This is a genomic window from Frigoribacterium sp. 2-23 (assembly GCF_049601585.1).
GTDB lineage: Bacteria > Actinomycetota > Actinomycetes > Actinomycetales > Microbacteriaceae > Frigoribacterium.
The window spans coordinates 407,957-430,873 of the sequence record NZ_CP187126.1 but is presented as its reverse complement, the minus strand read 5'-3'; the positions used below and the strand labels follow the sequence as shown (position 1 = coordinate 430,873).

Annotated in this window: 16 protein-coding genes; 4 read left to right on the top strand and 12 right to left on the bottom strand. The window is 68.2% G+C overall.

The features are described 5' to 3' along the window. Window position 1: 1 nt before the first annotated feature. From ACPEEZ_RS02030 to ACPEEZ_RS01995, 8 genes are all read right to left on the bottom strand, one after another. The gene (locus ACPEEZ_RS02030) at window positions 2–847 is read right to left on the bottom strand and encodes a prepilin peptidase (protein ID WP_423922081.1); all 846 of its coding nucleotides are present in this window, start codon (window positions 845–847) and stop codon (window positions 2–4) included. Continuing rightward, window positions 844–2,670, bottom strand: a complete 1,827-nt coding sequence (locus tag ACPEEZ_RS02025; RefSeq protein WP_423922078.1) for a hypothetical protein — start codon at window positions 2,668–2,670, stop codon at window positions 844–846. Before ACPEEZ_RS02025 ends, ACPEEZ_RS02030 begins: the two co-directional genes overlap by 4 nt. Then, a complete protein-coding gene (locus ACPEEZ_RS02020; protein ID WP_423922075.1) occupies window positions 2,667–3,365 on the bottom strand; it encodes a type II secretion system protein in 699 nt (232 codons plus the stop codon). Before ACPEEZ_RS02020 ends, ACPEEZ_RS02025 begins: the two co-directional genes overlap by 4 nt. Further along, the gene (locus tag ACPEEZ_RS02015; protein ID WP_423922072.1) at window positions 3,362–4,774 is read right to left on the bottom strand and encodes a hypothetical protein; all 1,413 of its coding nucleotides are present in this window, start codon (window positions 4,772–4,774) and stop codon (window positions 3,362–3,364) included. The genes ACPEEZ_RS02020 and ACPEEZ_RS02015 overlap by 4 nt, the downstream gene beginning before the upstream one ends. A gap of 104 nt (window positions 4,775–4,878) precedes the next feature. Further along, window positions 4,879–5,346 carry a type II secretion system protein gene (locus ACPEEZ_RS02010; protein ID WP_423922069.1) on the bottom strand — a complete coding sequence of 156 codons (468 nt, stop codon included), beginning with the start codon at window positions 5,344–5,346 and terminating at the stop codon, window positions 4,879–4,881. Between the two features lie 263 nt (window positions 5,347–5,609). Beyond that, window positions 5,610–6,839 carry a type II secretion system F family protein gene (locus ACPEEZ_RS02005; protein ID WP_423922067.1) on the bottom strand — a complete coding sequence of 410 codons (1,230 nt, stop codon included), beginning with the start codon at window positions 6,837–6,839 and terminating at the stop codon, window positions 5,610–5,612. After that, on the bottom strand, window positions 6,839–8,662 hold the full coding sequence (locus tag ACPEEZ_RS02000; protein WP_423922064.1) for a PilT/PilU family type 4a pilus ATPase: 1,824 nt from the start codon (window positions 8,660–8,662) through the stop codon (window positions 6,839–6,841). The genes ACPEEZ_RS02005 and ACPEEZ_RS02000 overlap by 1 nt, the downstream gene beginning before the upstream one ends. Window positions 8,663–8,744: 82 nt before the next feature. Next, window positions 8,745–10,415, bottom strand: a complete 1,671-nt coding sequence (locus tag ACPEEZ_RS01995) for a GspE/PulE family protein (protein ID WP_423922062.1) — start codon at window positions 10,413–10,415, stop codon at window positions 8,745–8,747. A 375-nt stretch (window positions 10,416–10,790) separates the two neighbouring features. Here ACPEEZ_RS01995 and ACPEEZ_RS01990 point away from each other — a divergent pair, with 375 nt between their 5' ends. The 4 genes from ACPEEZ_RS01990 to ACPEEZ_RS01975 all read left to right on the top strand — a co-directional run bounded on the left by ACPEEZ_RS01990 (window position 10,791) and on the right by ACPEEZ_RS01975 (window position 13,037). Then, the gene (locus tag ACPEEZ_RS01990; RefSeq protein ID WP_423922060.1) at window positions 10,791–11,507 is read left to right on the top strand and encodes a hypothetical protein; all 717 of its coding nucleotides are present in this window, start codon (window positions 10,791–10,793) and stop codon (window positions 11,505–11,507) included. Continuing rightward, entirely contained in the window at window positions 11,507–12,112 is a 606-nt protein-coding gene (locus ACPEEZ_RS01985) for a GTP-binding protein (RefSeq protein ID WP_423922057.1), read from the top strand. The genes ACPEEZ_RS01990 and ACPEEZ_RS01985 overlap by 1 nt, the downstream gene beginning before the upstream one ends. Further along, a complete protein-coding gene (locus ACPEEZ_RS01980) occupies window positions 12,109–12,579 on the top strand; it encodes a roadblock/LC7 domain-containing protein (RefSeq protein WP_423922055.1) in 471 nt (156 codons plus the stop codon). The genes ACPEEZ_RS01985 and ACPEEZ_RS01980 overlap by 4 nt, the downstream gene beginning before the upstream one ends. Before the next feature lie 98 nt (window positions 12,580–12,677). Then, window positions 12,678–13,037: a hypothetical protein gene (locus ACPEEZ_RS01975; protein ID WP_423922053.1), complete on the top strand. Its 360-nt coding sequence runs from the start codon at window positions 12,678–12,680 to the stop codon at window positions 13,035–13,037. A gap of 205 nt (window positions 13,038–13,242) precedes the next feature. Here ACPEEZ_RS01975 and ACPEEZ_RS01970 read toward each other — a convergent pair whose 3' ends face one another. From ACPEEZ_RS01970 to ACPEEZ_RS01955, 4 genes are all read right to left on the bottom strand, one after another. Then, window positions 13,243–17,124, bottom strand: coding sequence for a DNA-directed RNA polymerase subunit beta' (locus ACPEEZ_RS01970; RefSeq protein ID WP_423922050.1), 3,882 nt, complete (start codon window positions 17,122–17,124; stop codon window positions 13,243–13,245). Window positions 17,125–17,170: 46 nt separating this feature from the next. Continuing rightward, window positions 17,171–20,662 carry a DNA-directed RNA polymerase subunit beta gene (gene rpoB / locus ACPEEZ_RS01965; protein ID WP_423922047.1) on the bottom strand — a complete coding sequence of 1,164 codons (3,492 nt, stop codon included), beginning with the start codon at window positions 20,660–20,662 and terminating at the stop codon, window positions 17,171–17,173. Window positions 20,663–20,922: 260 nt separating this feature from the next. Further along, complete coding sequence (locus ACPEEZ_RS01960) at window positions 20,923–21,618, bottom strand: response regulator (RefSeq protein ID WP_423922045.1); 696 nt, start codon at window positions 21,616–21,618, stop codon at window positions 20,923–20,925. Then, complete coding sequence (locus tag ACPEEZ_RS01955) at window positions 21,615–22,916, bottom strand: sensor histidine kinase (protein WP_423922042.1); 1,302 nt, start codon at window positions 22,914–22,916, stop codon at window positions 21,615–21,617. Before ACPEEZ_RS01955 ends, ACPEEZ_RS01960 begins: the two co-directional genes overlap by 4 nt. Between the last annotated feature and the right edge of the window lies 1 nt (window position 22,917).

The following is a 22,917-nucleotide window of genomic DNA, read 5'->3' as shown; positions in this document are numbered from 1 at the left end:
ATCACGCGAGGCCTAGGAGGGTGAGGTAGGCGGACGAGAGGACGCCGCCGACGAAGATGCCGACCCAGGCGCCCGCGAGCATCCAGGGTCCGAACGGGATGCCGCCCTTGCGCGTCGTACGACGCAGGGCGAGGAGGGCGATCGCGAACAGGCCGCCGAGCAGGAAGGCGGCGAACGCGCCGACGGCGAGCTCACCCCAGCCGAGGTAGGCGAGGAACAGTCCGAGCACGCCGGCGAGCTTGACGTCACCGAAGCCCATGCCGCCCGGGTAGGCGAACGCCATGGCGAAGTAGACCGCGTAGAGCGCTGCCATGCCGATGACGCCGCGCAGCAGGGCGGACCAGTCCCCCGACAAGGCGGAGGCGGTGGCCAGCAGCACGAGCCCGACCCCGTAGGCGGGCAGGACGATGGCGTTCGGCAGGCGGTGGTGCTCGAGGTCGATGATGCCGAGCGCGACGCTGATGGCGGCGAGATAGAGGTAGGCGATGACGACGACGACGTGCGACGCGACGAGCAAGCCGTCGGCCGGCACGGCGCCGAGGGGCCACAGTCGTGCCGCCACGGCCACGAAGAACAGACCGGTCGCCATCTCGACGATCGGGTACCGGGCCGAGATGGTCGTCTTGCACGCTCGGCACTTGCCACCGAGCGCGAGCCAGCTCAACACGGGCACGTTGTCGTACGCCTTGATCGGCGAATGGCAGGTCGGGCAGGCACTCGCCGGGCGAGACACGCTCAACCCGGCGGGCACACGGTAGACGACCACGTTGACGAACGATCCGATGAGCAGACCGAACCCGCCGGCGGCGAGCACGGCGAGCATCCACGGTGCAGCTGTAGCGATCACGGGTTGCTACTCCCGTCGACCTTGTAGCCCGCCTTGACCTCGCTGAGGGTGCTGACGCCGTACTCCGTCGTGACCGGGCTCAAGAACTTGGGCGGCGCCATGAACCGAAGTCGCGTGTCGTAGGTGTAGTTCTTGATGTACCCGTTCGAGCCGTTGCGCACGATGCCGCGGAACTTCTGACCGATCGAGCCCTTGAAGGTCAACGTTCCACGGTCGCCGCCGCGGGCGTAGTTCTGAACGGTGAACGAGTGGCCGACGGACAGCAACGCGGCGTTGATCTCCCGGTTCTTGGACAAAAGCGCGTTGTTGCTGGCATCGACCGGGTTGTAGACCCAGGCCGTGCTCAAGGGGGCCAAACCGAGGATGTTGGTGTTGGCGTCGGTGGTCGAGTACTTCAGGTCGCCCGTGACGTAGAGGTAGTTGTCGGTCGCGATGGTCAGCTGGCCACGGAAGGTGCCCTTGACGAAGGCGTCGCCCGCTCGAGCGCTGTAGGCGCACGTGCCCTTGCCCGTGCTGCCCGCGACGAGCGTCGTGTTCCCGCGATTGTCGGTGACGGTCGCCGGCGGGGCGACCTCGTTGGCGATGGGGTATCCGACGTGGTTGTTGCTGCAGGAGGTGTCGGTCAGATCCCCCGTGGCCGCTGAGGCGTTCACGTCGGCCGGAGCCGAGCCCGAGGGCGGCAGCGGGATGTTCTGCACGTAGATGAGGTTGTTGGCCGGGACGGTGATGGTCGCGCCCCCGGGGGAACCCAGCTGGTTGGCGCCCGTTCCGGGTAGTCCGCATTCGGCCGGCGTGGAACCCGCCGTCGCAGCCTCGTTCGAGGTGCGGGTCTTCTTCGTGTACGGCGACTTGATGGTCATCTTGCCGTCGTCGGTGAAGACGATGTCGGTCGGGCCCGTATACAGACAACCGGGCAGCGGGACGTCGTCGGGCAAGTCGGAACGCGTCTCGCGCTTCTGCTTGTCCAGGGTCACGGGAAGATCGAGCGACTTCACCTGCTTAGGCTGGCCCTTGACGAAGTTCTGCCCGGTGCAGGCGGTGTCGTTGGAGTCGCGCTTCGTGTAGGTGACCGCCGCACTCGTCGGGTTCGCGGTCGTGACCTCCTCCTGGAAGGTCGCCTGACACACGCGCAACGTGTCGTTCGAGTGTGCCGGGCCCGCGATGTTGTCACCGCCACTGAAGGCGATCTCTCCGCAGCCGTCGCTCTGCACCCGCCCCTCCCAGGCGTGCTTGGCCGAGGTCTGGCTGCACATCGTGGAGTTCTTGCCCGAGAGCAGAGGGTCCTGGATCTCGTAGTCGGTGAAGTAGAGGTAGTCGATGAACCCCTTCTGACGGATGTCGGCGATCACCGATCGGATGCTTTTGCCGACCTTGCCGGTCGAGCGGAGACGCAACACGCCCTTCGAGGCGTAGAGGCTGCTGTCGACCTCGTAGCGGAACTGAGCCTTGCCGTCGCTGCCCGCGACCGTCGACCACGTGCCCGACGTCCCGAAACCGAACGCCTTGTTGGCCTGGTTGCCGGTCGGGAGGATGAGGCTGCTGCGGCTCGCCAGGCTGAACGGCGCGTTGCTGTCGCCGTACTTGAAGTAGCTGTTGTCGTTCGAGAGCCGCGCCTGGTACTCCTCGATGCCCGCGTAGGCGGCCGAGAGAGCGGCGTTCCAGCTCTGATCGTTGTCGGCCTTGCGGAGACCGCTGGTCGCGACCGAGATCGCCGTGGCCGCCATGATGACGATGACCATGCCGAAGATGAGGCTGATGGCCATCGCCATGCCCCGGTCGTCGCGGAGGGCGTCGAGGCGCAACGCGCGGCGGAGGCGGATCATGGCTTGGCTCCTCGATCGAGGTTGGGGAGACCGACCGTGTTGGTCAGCGTGACGCCGCTCGATCCGAATGTGGTCGTGCTGTCGATGCTCAGTGCGATGGCGACCGAGCCGATGGTGTCCATCTGAGCTCGGGTGAGCCCAGCCGACGGGTCCGCGGCGACGAGCTTCACGCCTGTGACGTCGTAGTAGGTGAAGAGGGGCGCCCCGCTCGACGCGGCTGTCGCCACCGGACCTGTCAGCGTGCGAGACGTCGTCGCACCCGTGAACTGGTAGTAGCTCGTCTGGTAGAGCTGGGCCGCTGTGACGTTCTCGATGAGGCGTCGCGACCCGTCGAGCACGAACTGGGCGCGGCGGGGTGCCGTCGTGATCGAGGTGTCGAGGTTGGCGGCGGTCGCCACCGTCAGCGACTCGCTCTTGGCCTCGGTGAAGGCGGGCAGGTCGCCCGTCGTGACGGACGCGGGTACCGGGACCGTCCTCGCGCCACGGACGACACGGGTCAACTCGCTCATGCCGTTGGAAGCGGCACGGGTGTTCGCGTCGATGGATCGCGCCTGCGCCGTCGCTTTGGTCAGCGAGATGAACGTGGTCGTCACGACGGCGAGCACGATGCCGAAGACCATGATCGCCACGATGAGCTCGGCCAGGGAGATGCCCTCGTCCCGTCGCAGTTCGACCAGCCGGCCGCGGGCCATCACGGGGCGGTCCTCGGGTCGAGGGTGACGATGTTGCTCGAGGCGCCCGTGCCGGCGATGATCGCGCCCGTGAAGGCGCCGGGCGGAGGCGTGATGGACGACACCTTCGTGAGCCCGCTGGACGAGTCGCGCGCGGAGCTGATCGCCCAGGTCCCGTAGGGCAGGGCGATCGTGGCCCTGGAGGCGTTCGACGACAGCTGGTACGTGTAGGTCATGGTCTTCGCGCAGCCGGGATCGCCGTTGAGGCTGGCCGAGATCGTCGATGTCGTCGCCGAGATGAAGGTCTGGTTGCCCGACGTGAGGTTGACCGTGACGACGCCCATCGGCACGCCGACGGGCGCATCGGCCCGGACGGACTGCTGCGCCTTGCCCGTGCGGCCGTCCCCCGCGGCGGGCCAGGACGCCGGGTCGGGTGACAGGCAGCTCCCGCCATCGGAACCGGCTGGGGCGTAGGCGCCCGCGTAGAAGCGGTAACCGCTCGTCAACGGGTAGAGGAACTGGTCGGACGCCGGCGTCGTCGCCGTGTAGGACCCGTTCGAGCCGATGATCGTGGTCGCGAGATCGCGCGGAATGAGCGCCGTCCCCGTGTAGGTGCTGTTGTACTTGACCGCGTAGTCGTCGGCCGGGGCGTAGGAGAACGCCGCACCGGTCGAGTCGCCGGCGGCCACCACGACTCCGGTCTTGCTCGGCGACGGGTCGTGCTGCGGGTCCACGTAGACGGGAGAACCCGACTTGCTGATGCTGACCTTGTAGGCCCCGGGCTGCACCTTGATCGCGACCGAGCAGCCGTCGGCGTTCGTCGCCGCGGGCATCGAATCGACTTTCAGGGCCTTGCCGGGAGCACTGGACTTGGTGTCCGGTTCGACCGTGATGGCCACACCGGCGACGCCGGCTCCGGAGGCGCCGGTCACCTGGATGAGGATGCTGCCGGTGGACGGGTCGTTGATCTTGCCGTTCGGGGCGAGCAGGGTGTCGGCGCGGACGGCGCTCGTGCTGGCGCGCATGCCGTCCCAGGTGACGGACACGTTGAGACGCTTGTAGAACAGGGCGCCGTTATTGGCCGCGTTGACCGGGGAGCATGTCGCCTCGACGCCCGTCGTCGTCAGCCACGCCGCCGACTGCGCGACGGTGAAGGTCGTCCCGTTGACGACGGTCGTCGTCTCACCGCTCGTGACGCTGTCGATCTGGGCGGCGGCGCGCGCCGTGTCGATGGCTTGGGAGGCGAGGTTCGCCGCGACCTGCCGGCTCCTGTTGTCAGAAGACAGCGAGAGGGTGAGTCCGATCGACATGATCGCACCGGTCGTGATGATCGCGAAGACCATGAGGGCGATGACCGTCTCGACGAGCGAGAGTCCGGCGTCGCGCGTGTCGGGGTCGCTCGGGGCGAGCCGGGCGCTGAGGCGCTGGAACATGGGGGTCACCTCCCGGTCGGGTCAGGGGTGGGGCTCGGTATAGAGAGCCGAGGCGGAGCGCCGCATTGCAGCTTGCGCTCCGCCTCGGACACGATGACGGGCTATCAGGCCGGCAGAGTGCAGCCGGCGCCAGTCACCTCGGTGCTGGTGCCCTTCTTGGCGCCGGCCGTGGCCGTCGCGAAGAAGTAGGTGCCGGTGCTGCTCTTGCCTGCAACGCAGTAGGCGCTGGCCGAGGACGACTTGAACGTGAGCGAGGTCGTGTTGTCGCTCTTCGTAGCGCCAGCATCCGTCCAGGTCGTGACGGTCTGAGGCGTCGTCGTGTCGGCCGGCATCGTGCCGCCGTTGTTGGTCTGGAGGCTGATGGCTGCCGTCTTGAGGTTTGCCACATCACTCTGGGTACCCGAGTCCTTGGCGTTGTTCTGCACGCCCAGGTAGACCGGGATGGCGATGGCGGCCAGGATGCCGATGATGATGACGACGACGAGGAGCTCGATCAGGGTGAAGCCCTTGTCGTTCTGGTCGGCGAGGTTCTTGCGGCGGGCGTTGAGCTTGCCCATGAGGGTGAAGTACATGAGTAGTCCTGTCGGTGTCGGGGGGTGCGGGGATGTGATCGGGAGGCGGTCACCATGTCCCGCCGAGAAAGATGCTCCCAGCCGCGCGAGCCCCCCAGAATCCCGCAGACGGGGGGTTTTACCACGATTCACGACCCCAGTCCGGGGCACCCCCCAACGGGGAAGAACCCCAGTTCAGGGGGTACTTGCAAACCGATCCGACGAGCGCGACGAAAGGGCCCCGCACACGGCGGGGCCCTCTCGTTCGATGACGCGCTGAGCGCCTACTTGATCAGCGACGTGATCTGGAAGATGGGCAGGTACAGCGCGACGATCATGCCGCCCACCACGACGCCGAGGAAGGCGATCAGCAGCGGCTCGATCAGCGACGTGAGCGCCTCGGTGGTCGCCTTGACCTCCTGGTCGTAGAACGCCGCCACCTTCTCCAGCATCGTCTCGAGCGACCCCGAGTCCTCGCCGACCGCGATCATCTGCGTGACCATCGACGGGAACACACCGGACTGCGTCAGAGGGAGGGCGATCGACTCACCCTGCCTGACCGACTCGGCGACCTTGACGAGGGCCTGCTCGAGCACGTAGTTGCCCGATACCTCGCCCACGATGCGCAGCGCGGTCAGGATCGGCACGCCGGCCGCGATCATGTTCGAGAAGTTGCGGGAGAACCGCGCGATCGCGATCTTGCGGAAGAGATCGCCGAAGACGGGCAGCCGCAGCTTCAGCGGGTCGAGCACCGACCGCACCTTGATCGAGTTCTTGTTCGTCCGCCACCAGATCGAGAACGCGATGCCGAGCACGATCAGGACGGGCAGCACGAACGGCATCGCTCGCGACAGGTAGACGAGGATCATGGTCGGCAACGGCAGCTGACCGCCGAGGTTCGTGAACATGTCCTGGAAGATCGGCACGATGAACGTCAGCATGACCACGACGGCGACGAGCGACATGATGAGCACGACGACGGGGTAGGTCATCGCCGACTTGATGGTGGCGCGCAGCGCCACCTCCTTCTCGAAGTTGTCGGCCGTCGACTCGAGCGCCCGGTCCAGGAAGCCGCCGGTCTCACCGGCACGGATCATGTTGATCATCAACGGCGGGAAGTGCTTGTCGTGCTTGGCGACCGCGTCGGAGAACGAGACGCCCGTCTCGACGTCGTCCCGCACCTCCTGCATGATCTTCGACAGCGTCTTGTTCTCGACCTGGTCGGCGAGGATCGTCAGCGTGCGCAGCAACGACAGACCGGACCCGATCATGGTCGCCATCTGGCGCGACATGACCGCGATCTCCTTCATCTTGACGCCGCCGCCGAAGCCGCCGATGGAGATCTCGCGCTGCAGACCGGTGCCGGCCGACGCCTCCGTGATCGAGATCGGCGAGACGCCCATCGTGCGGAGCCGCGTGACGACGGCACCCTCGCTCGAGGCGTCGACCTTGCCCTTGACGACCTTGCCGGCCGTGTCGCGCCCCTTGTAGGCGTATGCGGTCGCGGTCGCCATCAGTTGCCTCCTGAGAACACGTCGCCGAAGTCGATACCGCCGTCGAGACCCTGCCGCTCGGACGTGTTGATCACGCGGGTGACGAGCCGGTCGAAGCCCTCGGCGTCGTGCACCTTCTCCATCGCGGCCTTGTGGCTGACGACACCCGTGTTGACGAGGTCGGCCAGCTTCTGGTCGAGCGTGTGCATGCCGAGGTCGCGACCGGCCTGCATCGCCGACGCGATCTGGTACGTCTTGCCCTCGCGCACGAGGTTGCCGATGGCGGGCGTCATCATCATGATCTCGGTCGCCACGACCCGGCCCTTGCCACTCGCCTTCGGCAGCAGCGTCTGGCAGACGACACCCTGCAGCGTCGAGGCGAGCTGGGTGCGCACCTGGTCCTGCTGGTGCGGCGGGAACACGTCGATGACACGGTCGATCGTCTGCGCGGCGCTCTGCGTGTGCAGCGTCGCGAACACGAGGTGACCGGTCTCGGCGGCGGTCAGCGCGACCGAGATCGTCTCGAGGTCGCGCAACTCGCCGATCAGGATGACGTCGGGGTCCTGCCGCAGCACGTGCTTCAGCGCGTTCGCGAAGCTGTGCGTGTCGCTGCCGACCTCGCGTTGGTTGACGATCGCCTTCTTGTGCTGGTGCATGAACTCGATCGGGTCCTCGACCGTCACGATGTGGTCGGCGCGGGTGCGGTTGACCATGTCGATGAGGGCGGCGAGCGTCGTCGACTTACCAGAACCGGTCGGGCCCGTGACGAGCACGAGACCGCGGGGCAGCTTCGCGAACCGCCCGATGACCTCGGGCACGCCGAGCTCGTGCAGCGGCTTGATCTCGGTCGGGATCAACCGGAACGCCGCGCCGATCGAACCGCGCTGCTGGTAGAAGTTCACCCGGAACCGCGACTCGTCCGACAGCGAGTACGCGAAGTCGAGCTCGAGCACCTCGTCGAACTGCTCCTGCTGCGCGGGCGTGAGCAGGCTGAGCAGCGCGGTGCGGACGGTCGCCGCATCCCACGGCTCGCCCGGCAGCGCCGGCTGCAACGCACCGTCGACCCGGATGGTCGGCTGGGCGTCGCTCGTCACGTGCAGGTCGGACGCGCCCTGCAACACGACCTCGCAGAGCGCCTGGATGAGCGGCGGGTAGGCCACGGTCTTGGCGTGCTCGTGCAGCTCGATGCCGGGGCGGGACTCGACGGCCGGCACGGCGTACGCCGGGCGCTCCTCGGCCACGTGTTGCGGCGACGACGGGGTGAGCCCCTTGGCCAGCGAGGCGGCCGCGGACGAGAAGCCCGAGCCCGTGTGCGCGGCAGCAGCCGTCGGCAGCGTGGTCGGTGCCGCCGGCCGCGCGGCGGGGTGCGAGGCCGGATGCGTCGCCGACGGCGGCGACGCGGGCGGCGCCATGTCGACGAACGGGCTGGTGGGACGCGCAGGAGGCACGGTGCCGGTCGGCGAGGTCGGCGCCGGCGGGCTGGCGGGCACGTACAGGGCGGCGTTCGCCGCGCGGGAGTCGGCCACCCCGCCACCGATGTGCGGGTCGCTCCACGGCGTCTTCGCGGGCAGACCGTTGCCGCCGAGGGCATCGGCCAGCCGTGCGGCGCGACGACTCGTCGGCGCGAGAGTCGGGGTCCAGCCGAGCACCGCCTCCGTGTCCTCGTCCATCGTGTAGACGGCCGACGGGGCGCTCTCGGGCTCGACCGGGGTGAGCACGGCGGGCTCCGGCAGGCCCCAGGGCTCGGCCGGGGTGTCCGTCGCGAACTCGCTGCTCGGCGTGCCGGGTGTCCAGCCGCCTCCCGACTCGACCTCGTCGGGGATCTCGTAGACGTTCTCGCTCATCGCGCGCCTCCTTCGGGGCTGATGCGGGGTGACCGTTCGGGGTCGCGACGGTTCGGACGGCGCGGGGCACCGGACACCGCGGTCATGCGACCACCCGCAGGATCTCTTCGACGCTGGTGAGGCCGAGCTTCGCCTTCTCCCACCCGTCGTGACGCAGGCTGACCATGCCCTGCTCCTTCGCGACGCGACGGATGTCGGCGCTCGACGCGCGGGCCACGGCGAGACGCTCGATCTCCTCCGAGACGCTCATCACCTCGTGCAGGGCGATGCGGCCGCGGTAGCCGGTGTTGGAGCACTGCTGGCAGCCGACCGGCTGGTACACGAGGGGCGCCGGCTCGTCGAGCCGCACGGGGAACCTCAGATGCTCGAGCTGGCGCGGCGTGTACGACGTCGGCGTCTTGCAGCGATCGCAGAGACGCCGCGCGAGTCGCTGGGCGACGACGCAGTCGATCGCCGACCCGACCAGGAACGGCTCGATGCCCATCTCGGTCAGACGCGTGATCGCGCTCGGGGCGTCGTTCGTGTGCAGGGTCGAGAGCACGAGGTGGCCCGTGAGCGACGCCTCGATGGCGATCTGCGCCGTTTCGTGGTCGCGGATCTCACCGAGCAGCACCACGTCGGGGTCGGATCGGAGGATCGACCGCAGCGCTCCGGCGAACGTCAGACCGGCCTTCGGGTTCACCTGCACCTGGTTGATGCCCGCCATCCGGTACTCGACCGGGTCCTCGACGGTGATGACGTTGATCTCGGGGCGCGCCACGGCGTTGAGCGTCGTGTAGAGCGTGGTCGACTTGCCCGACCCCGTGGGGCCCGTGACCAGGATCATGCCGTAGGGCTTCGAGTACGACGCCGCGTAGACGTCGAAGTTGCGCTCGAGCAGGTTCAGGTCGCGGAGGCTCATCGACGTGTTCGAGTTGTCGAGGATTCGCATGACGACCTTCTCGCCCCACACCGTGGGCAGCGTCGCGACGCGCAGGTCGATCTGACGACCGCCGTGACGCACCGACATGCGGCCGTCCTGCGGGCGGCGACGCTCGGCGATGTCGATCTCGCTCATGATCTTGAGACGGCTGATCACGCCGTTCTGGATCGCCTTGGGCGCCGGCTGCATCTCGTGCAGAACACCGTCGATGCGGTAGCGGATGCGCACGTCGTGCTCGGCGGGCTCGATGTGGATGTCGGAGGCGTGGTCGGTGATGGCCTGGCTGACCAGCAGGTTGACGAAGCGCACGATCGGCACGTCGTCGTCGGGCCCGTCGGTGAGGTCGGCCCCGACGACCTCGGCTGACTGCGTCTCCTCCTCCAGCGTCGACGTGAGGTCGTTGAGCTCGTCGTCGGCCCGCAGGTACCGGTCGATGGCGGCGAGCAGATCGGCCTTGTCGGCCACGACGGGGTCGACGCCCATCTTGAGACCGGCGCGGACGTCGTCCACCGCGAAGACGTCGCCCGGGTCGGACATCGCGAGCAGCAGGATGCCGTTGCGGATACCGACGGGCAGCACGCTGTGCCGGCGACAGACGGCGGCCGGCACCATGGACACGGCCTGACGGTCGACCGGGTAGTCGATCAGCTCGACGAACTCGAGCCCCGCGGCCTGGGCTCGTGCCCGGGCGAGCTGCGTCGGCGTGACCACACCCTCGTTGACGAGCTCGCGCAGCGACGCCTCCTCATCGGCGGAGCGCCGGCCGATCCGGTCGAGGTACTCCATCGGCAGCAGGCCGTGCAGGATCAGGATCTCGGTCATCGAAGCCACGGATGTACCCCTTTCGGCACGACCGCCGCGGGGGTCGGGGCCGCGACGACTAGTCGTTCGACAGAACTGGTCGGGTGTCGAACATGCGCCACGCTACGGGCGTCGCACGGCGATCACACGTCCCAGAGCGGGTGCCCCCCAATGGCGGCACAGCCATGCCCTCACGGGGCAGAAGAGGCCTCTGACCAGCCCAGAACAGGGGGTGCCGTTGCCCAGAACGGGGGATGGTGAGGCCGGAGGCGCGGCTGCTGTAGTGGACGCTGCGAGAGTTCCCGGGGCGCCCAGCGGTGTCCCCCAGGCGATCACGGACGACGATCTCGCACACCAACGGAATGGGGACGTAATGCCGCACCACCTGCAGACGGAGGTCACTCGATGAACATCGACGATCTCGTGACGCCGCCCGAGGCCCGCCGACGTTCGCACGTCTACGAGCCCGAGACGACCACGACGGGCATCACCGTGCCCGCGTTCGGCTGGACCGGCGTCGCGATCGCCTTGCACCGCCTCCAGACCGACCCGTCGCCGTCGATCGTGACGGTGCGGGTGCCCGGGCACCTGCCCCTCGTCATCGACGTCGAGACGCACGCCTACTGGTGGGACACGCCGCTGGCGGCCTTCCCGACCGAGCCGGGCGACATCGAGGTCGTCGTCGACACGAAGAACCCCGACGTCGAGGCGGCCCGCGCCCCGGGCACCGATCTCGACGCCCTGCTCTGGCTGATCGGGCTCAACTCCTTCTTGGGCGAGCTCGCCTGGTGGCTGCAGCGGCACGACCGCTACCGCCTCGTGCGCTGGCCGAACTTCACCATGCTGACCCACGACGGAGACCAGATGCGGATGACGGCCATGCTCGGCTACGCCTTCCTGCCCGTGGACGAGTTGGCCAATGCCTCCGAGTCCGACCCGTCCGAGGCGCGACGTCTCATCAACGCGTTCAGCCTGATGCGCCTCCTGCGGTCGGAGTCCCCCGTGGCGGCCGAGGTCGCCGCGGGCGTCACCACGGAGCCCGCCCCCGCCCCGGCACTCGTGCCGGTGAGCACGGGCAAGCGCGGCCTGTTCGGGCGCCTGCGCGATCGGCTCGGTCTCTGATGGCCGAGCACGTCATCCTGTTCGCCGGCCCGATGGGCGCCGGCAAGACGACCGCCATCGAGACGCTCAGCGAGACCGCCGTCGTCCGGACCGAGGCCGCCAACACCGACCGCGAGACGGCCGACAAGGACACCACCACGGTGGCCCTCGACTACGGCGAGATCACCCTCGCCGCCGACGAGAAGGTGCGCCTCTACGGCGTCCCCGGTCAACAGCGCTTCGACTTCATGTGGACGATCCTCAAGGAGCGCGCCGAGGGCATGGTGCTGCTCGTCAACAACGATGCGGCCGACCCGATCGGCGAGATGCTGCACTTTCTCGACGAGTTCCGCGACCTGTACGACAAGGGCGGCGTCATCGTCGCCGCCACGCGCTCGGACGTCGCGTCGACTCCTTCCGTCGCCGACTACTCCGCCGCCCTGTCGGAGCGACGCCCCGACCTGATCGTGCCGGTGTTCACCGTCGATCCCCGAGAAGAGAGCCAGATGCGCACCGTGCTCATGACCCTCGTCGCAAACATCGAGATGCGCTCGATGTTCGCCGTCGCGAACCCGACGGCTGCGGCCTCGGCCTCGGCCCCCGCCCGCGATGGGGTGTCCGCATGACCGCGCCGCACCTCGACCCCGACACGATCGCGCTCGGCCGCGAGGCCCTCCTCGACATGAAGTCGATCAGCGACGCCCTGCTCTACGCATCGCTGCTGACCGACGACGGTTTCGAGGTCGTGCACATCCCCGAGGCACCCGCCGGAGGCGCGGTGGACGCAGCCGTCGACGGCAACCGCTTCGCCAGCATGGCGAGCTCGATCCAGGCGCTCAGCGAGGCCGTGGCCCGAGAGCTCCGCATCGGCTCGAGCGAGTACGTCATCATCGCGTCCGCGCGCGGACACGTCATCCAGCTCCGCGTCGCGGGTCAGCCGATCGTCCTCGGCGCGCTCTTCGACGACGGCGAGATGCTCGGCAAGGCCCTGACCGTGGCCCGACGCTGCGCCCAACGCCTGTCGACGGCACTCGCCGAGCGCGCCTCCTCGGCTGCTCCCGCCTCGCCGCCGCTCGCGGCACAGGCCTTCTGACCCCCTCGAACCCCGTGCGTCCGCTCTTCCGTGGTCGCCGGCATCCCCGCGCCCGTCATCTGGCGGTCGACGTACCCGACACGAAAGAACCGATCTCCATGGCAAACATCAACGAATCCCTCGAAGCCCTCCTCGCCGTCGACGGCGCGATGGCGGCTGCCGTCGTCGACAGCGGCAGCGGCATGCTGCTCGGTGGCGCCGGCAGCGGCATCGACCTCGAGCTGGCCGCGGCCGGCAACACCGAGGTCGTCCGCGCCAAGCTGAAGACCGCGCGCTCGCTCGGCCTCGCCGACTCGATCGACGACATCCTGATCACGCTGTCGTCGCAGTTCCACATCATCCGCCCGCTGGCGTCGAACCGCGAGGTGTTCATCTACTTCGTCATCGACCGCGCCAAGGGCAACCTCGCCCTCGCCCGCATGAAGTCGAAGGAGGTCGAAGGCCAGCTCGCCTTCTGATCCTCCGCGTCGCCCGGAACCCCCGGGCGGTCGGTCACCTCGTCGCCGAGGCACGCCGATCGCCCGGGGGTTCTGTCGTGTGCCGGGCCGCGCGTCGCCGGGGCGTGCCCGCTTGCACGCGCCGCGCCTCCGGACCCACGCACACGGCGACGGCCCCGCCCGTGCCGGAGCACGAACGGGGCCGTCGAGGTGGAGCGGTGTGTGACTAGTTGTACGTTCCCGGCGTGAAGTCGTCGGACGAGAACGAGTCGAAGTCGACGAAGCTGAGGTCACCCTCGGTGAACGACGCGTCGTCGGTGAAGACGCGGTTCGGGTAACGCTCGGCCTTGGCCTCTTCGGTCGCCTCGACGGAGACGTTGCGGTAGCGGGTCAGACCCGTACCGGCCGGGATCAGCTTTCCGATGATCACGTTCTCCTTCAGGCCGACCAGCGGGTCGCTCTTGCCCTCCATGGCGGCCTGCGTGAGCACGCGGGTCGTCTCCTGGAAGGACGCGGCCGACAGCCACGACTCGGTCGCCAGCGAGGCCTTCGTGATGCCCATGACCTCCTGACGAGCGGACGCGGTCCGCTTGCCCTCGGTCAGTGCGCCACGGTTGATCTCGTTGTACTTCGACCGGTCGACGAGCTCGCCCGGCAGCAGGTCGGTGTCGCCGTGGTCGACGACGGTGACCTTGCGGAGCATCTGACGGACGATGACCTCGATGTGCTTGTCGTGGATGGGCACACCCTGCGAGCGGTAGACATCCTGGACGCCGCCCACGAGGTGCTGCTGAACCGCGCGGACGCCCTTCACGCGAAGGACCTCCTTCGGGTCGACGGCACCGGCGATGATCTGCTGACCGAGCTCGACGTGCTGTCCGTCTTCGACCAGGAGGGTCGAACGCTTGAGCACGGGGTACGCGATCGGCTCGTCACCGTTGTCGGGCTGCAGGATGACCCGGCGAGCCTTGTCGGTGTCCTCGATGGTGATGCGACCGGCACCGTCCGCGATGGGCGACGCACCCTTGGGGGTGCGGGCCTCGAACAGCTCCGTCACGCGGGGCAGACCCTGCGTGATGTCGTCGGCCGAAGCCGAACCACCGGTGTGGAAGGTACGCATGGTCAGCTGCGTGCCGGGCTCACCGATCGACTGTGCCGCGATGATGCCGACGGCCTCACCGATGTCGACCAGGTTGCCGGTGGCCAGCGAACGGCCGTAGCACTTGGCGCAGACACCGACGGCGGCCTCACAGGTGAGGACGGAGCGGACCTTGATGGTCTCGACACCGGCCGCCACGAGCTGGTCGATCAGCACGTCTCCGACGTCGGCGCCGGCGTCGGCCAGCACCGTGCCCTGCGCGTCGACGGCCTCGGCCGACAGCGTGCGGGCGTACACCGTGTTCTCGACGGTCGCGTCGCGCACCATGACGCCGTTGGCGTCGGGTGCGGCGATCGGCATCTCGAGGCCTCGCGTCGTACCGCAGTCGTCCTCACGGATGATGACGTCCTGCGACACGTCGACGAGACGACGGGTCAGGTACCCCGAGTCGGCCGTACGGAGAGCCGTGTCGGCCAGACCCTTACGGGCACCGTGCGTCGCGATGAAGTACTCGGCCACCGACAGACCCTCGCGGTACGAGGAGATGATCGGGCGAGGGATGATGTCACCCTTCGGGTTGTTCACCAGGCCTCGCATACCGGCGATGTTGCGCACCTGCAGCCAGTTACCACGAGCACCCGACGTCACCATGCGGTTGATGGTGTTGTCGACCGGGAAGTTCGAGCGCATCTCGGCGGCGACCTCGTTCGTGGCCTCCGTCCAGATCTTGATCAGATCGGCACGACGCTCGGCGTCGCTGATCAGACCCTTGTCGAACTCGGACTGCACCGCGGCGGCCTGCTTCTCGTAGCCCGCGACGATCTCGGGCTTGCGCGGAGGCGTGAGCACGTCGCTCAGCGCCACCGTCACACCCGAGCGCGAGGCCCAGTAGAAACCGGCGTCCTTGATGTTGTCCAGCGCCGCGGCGACCGCCACCTTGGGGTAGCGCTCGGCCAGGTCGTTGACGATCGTCGAGAGGACACCCTTGTCGGTGACCTCCTGCACGAACGGGTAGTCGGCCGGCAGGTTCTCGTTGAACAGCGCGCGACCCAGCGTCGTCTCGACCAGCACGTCGTTACCCAGCTCGTAGCCCTCGGGCGCCTGGCCCTCGGCGAAGTGGATGCCGTTCATGCGGATTTTGACCATGGCGTTCAGGTCGAGCGTGTTCTGGTCCTTCGCCAGGATCGCCTCGGCGACCGAGGAGAACGCACGACCCTCACCGATGGCACCGGGGGTGACCGTCGTGAGGTAGTGCAGACCGATGATCATGTCCTGTGCGGGCAGGGTCACCGGACGGCCGTCGGACGGCTTCAGGATGTTGTTCGAGGCGAGCATGAGGATGCGCGCCTCGGCCTGGGCCTCGACCGACAGGGGCAGGTGGACGGCCATCTGGTCACCGTCGAAGTCCGCGTTGAACGCGGCGCAGACGAGCGGGTGCAGCTGGATCGCCTTGCCCTCGACGAGCTGGGGCTCGAACGCCTGGATGCCGAGACGGTGCAGCGTAGGTGCACGGTTCAGCAGCACGGGGCGCTCGCGGATGATCTCTTCGAGCACGTCCCAGACCTGCGGACGCGAACGCTCGACCATGCGCTTGGCCGACTTGATGTTCTGAGCGTGGCTCAGGTCGATCAGGCGCTTGATGACGAACGGCTTGAACAGCTCGAGCGCCATCTGCTTGGGCAGACCGCACTGGTGCAGCTTCAGCGTCGGGCCGACGATGATGACCGAACGACCCGAGTAGTCGACGCGCTTTCCGAGCAGGTTCTGGCGGAATCGACCCTGCTTTCCCTTGAGCATGTCGCTCAGGGACTTGAGGGCACGGTTGCCGGTACCGGTGACGGGGCGACCACGGCGACCGTTGTCGAACAGGGCGTCGACGGCCTCCTGCAGCATGCGCTTCTCGTTGTTCACGATGATCTCGGGGGCACCGAGATCGAGCAGACGACGGAGGCGGTTGTTGCGGTTGATCACGCGGCGGTAGAGGTCGTTCAGGTCGCTGGTCGCGAAACGGCCACCGTCGAGCTGCACCATCGGGCGCAGCTCCGGCGGGATGACCGGGACGACGTCGAGCACCATCGCGGCCGGCGAGTTGCCGGTCGCGAGGAAGGACGACACGACACGCAGACGCTTGATCGCACGGATCTTCTTCTGACCCTTGCCCTCCGAGATCTGCAGGTGCAGGGTCTCGGCCTCGGCGGTCAGGTCGAAGCTCTCGAGACGCTTCTTGATCGCCTCGGCGCCCATGTGGGCCTCGAAGTAGATACCGAAGCGGTCCTGCAGCTCGTGGAAGACGGCGTCCTCGGGCTTGAGGTCGCCGACCTTGAGCGTGCGGAAGTCCTCCCAGACGCGCTCGAGGCGAGTGATGTCCTCGTCGAACGTCTTGCGGAGCTGCGACATCTCCTTCTCGGCGCCGTCCTTGGCACGACGCTTCTGGTCGCTCTTGGCGCCTTCGGCCTCGAGGGCCGCGAGGTCGTCCTCGAGCTTCTGCAGACGGTCGGCGATGCGCGTGTCGCGCTGCGTCTCGAGCTGCTTGATCTCGAGACGGAGCTCGTTCTCGAGCCCGGGCATGTCGGCGTGACGGCCCTCTTCGTCGATCGAGATGACCATGTAGGCCGCGAAGTAGATGACCTTCTCGAGGTCCTTCGGGGCCATGTCGAGCAAGTAGCCCAGACGCGACGGCACACCCTTGAAGTACCAGATGTGCGTGACCGGAGCGGCGAGCTCGATGTGGCCCATGCGCTCACGGCGCACGGACGACTTCGTGACCTCGACGCCGCAGCGCTCGCAGACGATGCCCTTGAAGCGGACTCGCTTGTACTTGCCACAGGCGCACTCCCAGTCGCGGGAGGGTCCGAAGATCTGCTCGCCGAACAGACCGTCCTTCTCCGGCTTCAGGGTGCGGTAGTTGATGGTCTCCGGCTTCTTGACCTCACCGTGCGACCACGCGCGGATGTTGTCGGCCGTTGCGAGGCCGATCCGCAGCTCATCGAAAGTTGTTGCTTCGAGCAATGTTTATCCCTTTTTCGAAAAGTGTCGAAGTTGTCTTGGGTGCGGCTTAGATCTCGTCGATGTTCGACGACTCGAAGCGGGAGGAGATGTTGATGCCGAGCTCTTCGGCGGCACGGAAGACCTCGTCATCCGTGTCGCGGAGGCTGACCGTCTGTCCGTCTGCCGAGAGCACCTCGACGTTCAGGCAGAGCGACTGCATCTCTTTGATGAGCACCTTGAAGCTCTCGGGGATTCCGGGCTCCTGGATGTTCTCACCCTTGACGATCGCCTCGTAGACCTTGACGCGACCGAGGATGTCGTCGGACTTGATGGTGAGGAGCTCCTGCAGGGCGTACGCCGCGCCGTAGGCCTCCAGGGCCCACACCTCCATCTCACCGAAGCGCTGACCACCGAACTGCGCCTTACCACCCAGCGGCTGCTGCGTGATCATCGAGTACGGACCCGTCGAGCGAGCGTGGATCTTGTCGTCGACGAGGTGGTGCAGCTTCAGGATGTACATGTAGCCGACCGAGACGGGCTGCGGGAACGGCTCGCCGGAGCGGCCGTCGAACAGCTGGGCCTTACCGGACGAACCGATGAGACGCTCGCCGTCGCGCGTGGGCAGGGTCGAGTCGAGGAGGCCCTCGATCTCGCGCTCCGCCGCACCGTCGAACACCGGGGTGGCGACCTTCGTGCCGGGGGCGGCGCTGAGCGCCTCCTTCGGCAGGTTCTTCGCCCACTCCTGGATGCCCTCGACGTTCCAGCCCTGCGCCGCGATCCACCCGAGGTGGATCTCGAGCACCTGGCCGAAGTTCATTCGACCGGGGACGCCCAGCGGGTTCAGGATGATGTCGACCGGCGTGCCGTCCGCGAGGAACGGCATGTCCTCGACGGGGAGGATGGTCGAGATGACGCCCTTGTTGCCGTGACGACCGGCGAGCTTGTCACCCGCGGTGATCTTGCGCTTCTGGGCGATGAACACGACCACGCGCTGGTTGACGCCCGAGCCGAGCTCGTCGTCGCCGTCCTGCGCGTCGAACACCTTGACGCCGATGATCGTGCCCTGCATGCCGTGGGGCACCTTCAGGGACGTGTCGCGGACCTCGCGGCTCTTCTCGTTGAAGATCGCGCGGAGCAGACGCTCTTCGGCGGACAGCTCGGTCTCACCCTTGGGCGTGACCTTGCCGACGAGGATGTCACCGGGACGGACCTCGGCTCCGATGCGGATGATGCCGCGCTCGTCGAGGTCGGCCAGCAGGTCGGGGCTGACGTTCGGCAGATCACGGGTGATCTCTTCTTTACCGAGCTTCGTGTCGCGGGCGTCGACCTCGTACTCCTCGATGTGGATCGAGGAGAGCGTGTCGTCCTTGACGAGGTTCTGCGACAGGATCATCGCGTCCTCGTAGTTGTAGCCCTCCCACGGCATGAACGCGACGAGCAGGTTCTTGCCGAGCGCGAGCTCGCCGTTCTCGGTGGCGGGGCCATCGGCGATGACCTCGCCGACCTCGACACGCTGACCGGCGTCGACGATCACACGGTGGTTGTAGCTGGCGCCCTGGTTCGAGCGGTCGAACTTGCGCAGGTAGTAGTCCTGCGTGCCGCCCTCGTCGAGCTGCACGGTGACGACGTCGGCCGAGACCTCGGTGACGACACCGGCTGCATCGGCCGTGACCACGTCGCCGGCGTCGATGGCGGTGTAGCCCTCCATGCCGGTACCGACCAGGGGGCTCTCGCTGCGGACCAGCGGGACGGCCTGGCGCTGCATGTTCGCACCCATGAGGGCGCGGTTAGCGTCATCGTGCTCGAGGAAGGGGATGAGCGACGTCGCGACGGAGACCATCTGGCGCGGCGAGACGTCCATGTAGTCGACCTCGTCCTTGGCGACGAGCTCCACCTCGCCGCCCTTCTTGCGGACCAGGACGGTCTCGTCGACGAAGTCGAACTTGTCGTTGAGCGGCGCGTTGGCCTGGGCGACGACGAACTCGTCCTCCTCGGAGGCGGTGAGGTAGTCGATCGTCGTGGTGACGTTGCCCTTGATCACGCGGCGGTACGGCGTCTCGATGAAGCCGAACGAGTTGATGCGCGCGAACGAGGCCAGCGAGCCGATCAGACCGATGTTCGGGCCTTCAGGGGTCTCGATGGGGCACATGCGGCCGTAGTGCGACGGGTGGACGTCGCGGACCTCGACACCGGCACGCTCACGCGACAGACCGCCGGGGCCGAGCGCGCTGAGGCGACGCTTGTGCGTCAGACCCGACAGCGGGTTGTTCTGGTCCATGAACTGCGACAGCTGCGACGTGCCGAAGAACTCCTTGATCGCGGCGACGACGGGGCGCACGTTGATCAGGGTCTGCGGCGTGATCGCCTCGATGTCCTGAGTCGTCATGCGCTCGCGGACGACGCGCTCCATGCGCGACAGACCGGTGCGGACCTGGTTCTGGATCAGCTCGCCGACCGCGCGGATGCGACGGTTGCCGAAGTGGTCGATGTCGTCGACGTCGAGGCGCAGCGAGACGGCCTCGCCGTCGCGGACGCCGTCCATGTTCTTCTCCTCGGCGTGCAGCGACACGAGGTACTTGATCGTCGCGACGATGTCGTCGACGGTCAGCACGGAGTCGGTCAGCGGCGCGTCGATACCGAGCTTGCGGTTGATCTTGTAACGACCGACCTTCGCCAGGTCGTAGCGCTTCGGGTTGAAGTAGAAGTTGTCGAGCAGCGCGCGGGCGGCCTCGGCAGCGACCTGCTCGCCGGGACGCAGCTTGCGGTAGATGTCCTTGAGCGCCTCTTCCTTCGTGAGGATGGCGTCCTTCTCGAGCGTCGCCTCGATCGAGGCGAAGCCCTGGAACTTCTCCATGATCTCTTCGCTCGTCAGGCCGAGGGCCTTGAGGAAGACGGTGACGCTCTGCTTGCGCTTGCGGTCGATGCGGACGCCGACCTGGTCGCGCTTGTCGATCTCGAACTCGAGCCAGGCACCGCGGCTGGGGATGACGCGAGCCGAGTAGATGTCCTTGTCGGACGTCTTGTCGGAGGCGCGCTCGAAGTACACGCCCGGGCTGCGGACGAGCTGCGAGACGACGACGCGCTCGGTGCCGTTGATGATGAACGTGCCACGCTCGGTCATGAGCGGGAAGTCGCCCATGAACACGGTCTGCGTCTTGATCTCACCGGTGAGGTGGTTCATGAACTCGGCGTTGACGTAGAGGGGAGCCGCGTAGGTCTTGCCGCGCTCCTTGCACTCGTCGATGGAGTACTTCGGGTCTTCGAGCTCGGGAGCCGTGAACGAGAGCTGCATCGTCTCGCCGAGGTCCTCGATCGGGGAGATCTCCTCGAAGATCTCCTCCAGACCCGAGTTCAGGGCGAGGTCGGTGCGACCCTGCTCGGTCGCCTCGGCGAGGCGCGTCTTCCAGATGTCGTTGCCGACGAGCCAGTCGAAGCTCTCGGTCTGCAGCGCGAGAAGGTCGGGGACCGTCAGCGTGTCTGTGATCTTGGCGAACGAGAGCCGCGAAGCTGCGCGGCCATTCTTGGGTGAGTTGGTGGATGCGGTGTTCGCAGCAGCCAAGGAAGTAACCTCCGTGGACCCCGTCGGGTCATCACTGTCGGACAGTATGGTTGTGAATGGTGGTCGGCCCACCGAGACGACTCGATACATGCCCCGCCGCCATATTCGGGGATGGTCGTCTCGGACCTGCTGTCGACCGCAATATGACGACAGAACGCAGGAGGAGCGCAAAGGTCAATACTAGGTCGGCCGGGACACGCCTGTCCAGCCCCATCGTTGACTCTTTGCGGAACCTTCGGTATAACCCCGGACTCGAAGCTTTATTCCCCTGCCGGCGAGGCGTGCACGGCGGCGATCGCCTCGGCCCGCGTGCGCACCCCGAGCTTCGCGAACACCGTGTTCACATGCGTCTTGACGGTGGCCACGCTGACGAACAGGCGCGCCGCCACCTCGGGGTTCGCGAGGCCCACGGCGACGAGCGCCAGCACCTCCGCCTCGCGCGGCGTGAGCGGCGGGAACCGGGCGCGGATCGACTCGGGTGACGTGACCGCGGGGGTCTGCCGCGCCTCCTCGGCCCTGTCGCCGCCCGCGAGGGAACGGGTCGCGCCTGCGACGAGCAGGGCGCCGACCGTCGCGTCGAAGACCGACTGACCGGCGGCGACGGCGCGGACGGCGCTCGCCAGCTCGGCCCGGCCTGCGTCCTTCGTGAGGTAGCCGCGGGCTCCGGCCCGGAGTGCGGCGACGATCGACTCGTCGTCGGCGTACGTCGTCAGCACGAGCACCGCGGCGGTCGGGTGCTCGGCCACGATGCGGGCCGTCGCACCCGGCCCGTCGAGACCGGGCATGCGGAGGTCCATCAGCACGACGTCGGGCGTGAGCTCGGCGACGAGCCGCACGGCCTCGAGACCGTCCGACGCCTCGCCGACGACGTCGACATCGGGCAGCAGCGACAGCACGGTGACGAGACCGTCGCGGACGATCGCCTGGTCGTCGGCCACGAGGAGGCGGATGGTCACGTCGCGCTCCCCCACGAGACCTCGACGACGAAGAGGCCGTCGCGCGGTCGCGTCTCAATGCGCGAGCCGTCGTCGAGGGCGGCCACCCGCTCGCACATGCCCACGAGGCCGTGTCCCGCACCCGGCGCCGCGGCGGCACGAGCGCCCACGTCGGTTGCCGAGTCGGAGACGGCGGCGGCGAGGGGGTTCGACACGAGGAGGCGCCCCGGCGTCACGACGATCGTCGCGGTCTCGCCCGGGGCGTGCCGACGGACGTTGCTGAGCGCCTCGCGCACGAGGGCCGTCGCGACCGCGCGATGCGGAGCAGGCAGAGCCGCCACGAGCTCGACCCCGTCGGCGACGACGGTGCCGCCCAGCTCCACGTGATCGGCGAGCAGCCCCGCGACGCCGGTGGACGCGGTCGACTCGGAGGCGGACGCGGAGGTCGTCGGCTCCCGCAACGCGGACACGGCGCGGCGGGCCTCGGCCAGGCCGTCGGCGGCGAGGGCCCGCGCCCGGCCGACCCGCCCGGTCGCCTCGTCGATGCGGTCCGCCTCGAGCAGTGCCTCGACCGCGTCGAGCTGCACGACGAGGCCGCCGAGACTGTGCGCCAGGACGTCGTGGATGTCGCGCGCCGCCCGGGCCCGATCGGCCAGCAGGGCGTTGCGCTGCTGCTCGCGCTCGATCTCGACGCCTCGGTGCAGCAGCTCGACCCGCTGGGCCTCGGCCTCGGCCGCCTGCCGGCGGGTCACGCCGAGGACGATGCCGAGCACGATGCCGGCCAGCACGCCGAGCACGAACTCCGGCGAGCGGCCGCCGAGTGCCGAGCCGACCGCCGTGACGACGGCGGCGACGAGCGCCAGGCCCGGGCCGAGGAGGCGCGGCACGGCCCGGTCGGCTACCAGCGTCACGAGACCCACGATGACCGGCGTGATGAGCACCGCGTCCGTCGGCTCGACGGCGAGCGAGCCGGCGACCACCATGACGACCGCGAGACCGGGAGCGAGGCCGGGACCGGTGCGACGGCCCGTGCGGGCGGGACCGGTCCGCCCCGTCGCCGCGAGCACGGAGCGGACGGCCCACGCGGCGAGCGCCACGGCCGCCAGGCCGATCACGACAGGCCGCGGCGCGGCCCCCTGCCCGACGACGGCCCAGTAGGCGACCACGACGACGCCCACCAGGTTGAGGGCGAGCCCCGCCCTCGTCATCGAGGCGGGAGCGGGTGCGGGAGCGGCGGCGAGCGGTTGCGTGCCGGACCAGGCCCCGGAGGCCGGGGCAGACGCCCGCGTCGACGGGGACTCGGGGACGCGCGACGACACC

Coding starts and splice junctions, on each gene's coding strand:
- ACPEEZ_RS02010 (WP_423922069.1), bottom strand. CDS start 5,346: ATGTACTTCACCCTCATGGGCAAGCTCAACGCCCGCCGCAAGAACCTC.
- ACPEEZ_RS02015 (WP_423922072.1), bottom strand. CDS start 4,774: ATGTTCCAGCGCCTCAGCGCCCGGCTCGCCCCGAGCGACCCCGACACG.
- ACPEEZ_RS01990 (WP_423922060.1), top strand. CDS start 10,791: ATGAACATCGACGATCTCGTGACGCCGCCCGAGGCCCGCCGACGTTCG.
- ACPEEZ_RS01985 (WP_423922057.1), top strand. CDS start 11,507: ATGGCCGAGCACGTCATCCTGTTCGCCGGCCCGATGGGCGCCGGCAAG.
- ACPEEZ_RS01980 (WP_423922055.1), top strand. CDS start 12,109: ATGACCGCGCCGCACCTCGACCCCGACACGATCGCGCTCGGCCGCGAG.
- ACPEEZ_RS02025 (WP_423922078.1), bottom strand. CDS start 2,670: ATGATCCGCCTCCGCCGCGCGTTGCGCCTCGACGCCCTCCGCGACGAC.
- ACPEEZ_RS02000 (WP_423922064.1), bottom strand. CDS start 8,662: ATGAGCGAGAACGTCTACGAGATCCCCGACGAGGTCGAGTCGGGAGGC.
- ACPEEZ_RS01975 (WP_423922053.1), top strand. CDS start 12,678: ATGGCAAACATCAACGAATCCCTCGAAGCCCTCCTCGCCGTCGACGGC.
- ACPEEZ_RS02005 (WP_423922067.1), bottom strand. CDS start 6,839: ATGGCGACCGCGACCGCATACGCCTACAAGGGGCGCGACACGGCCGGC.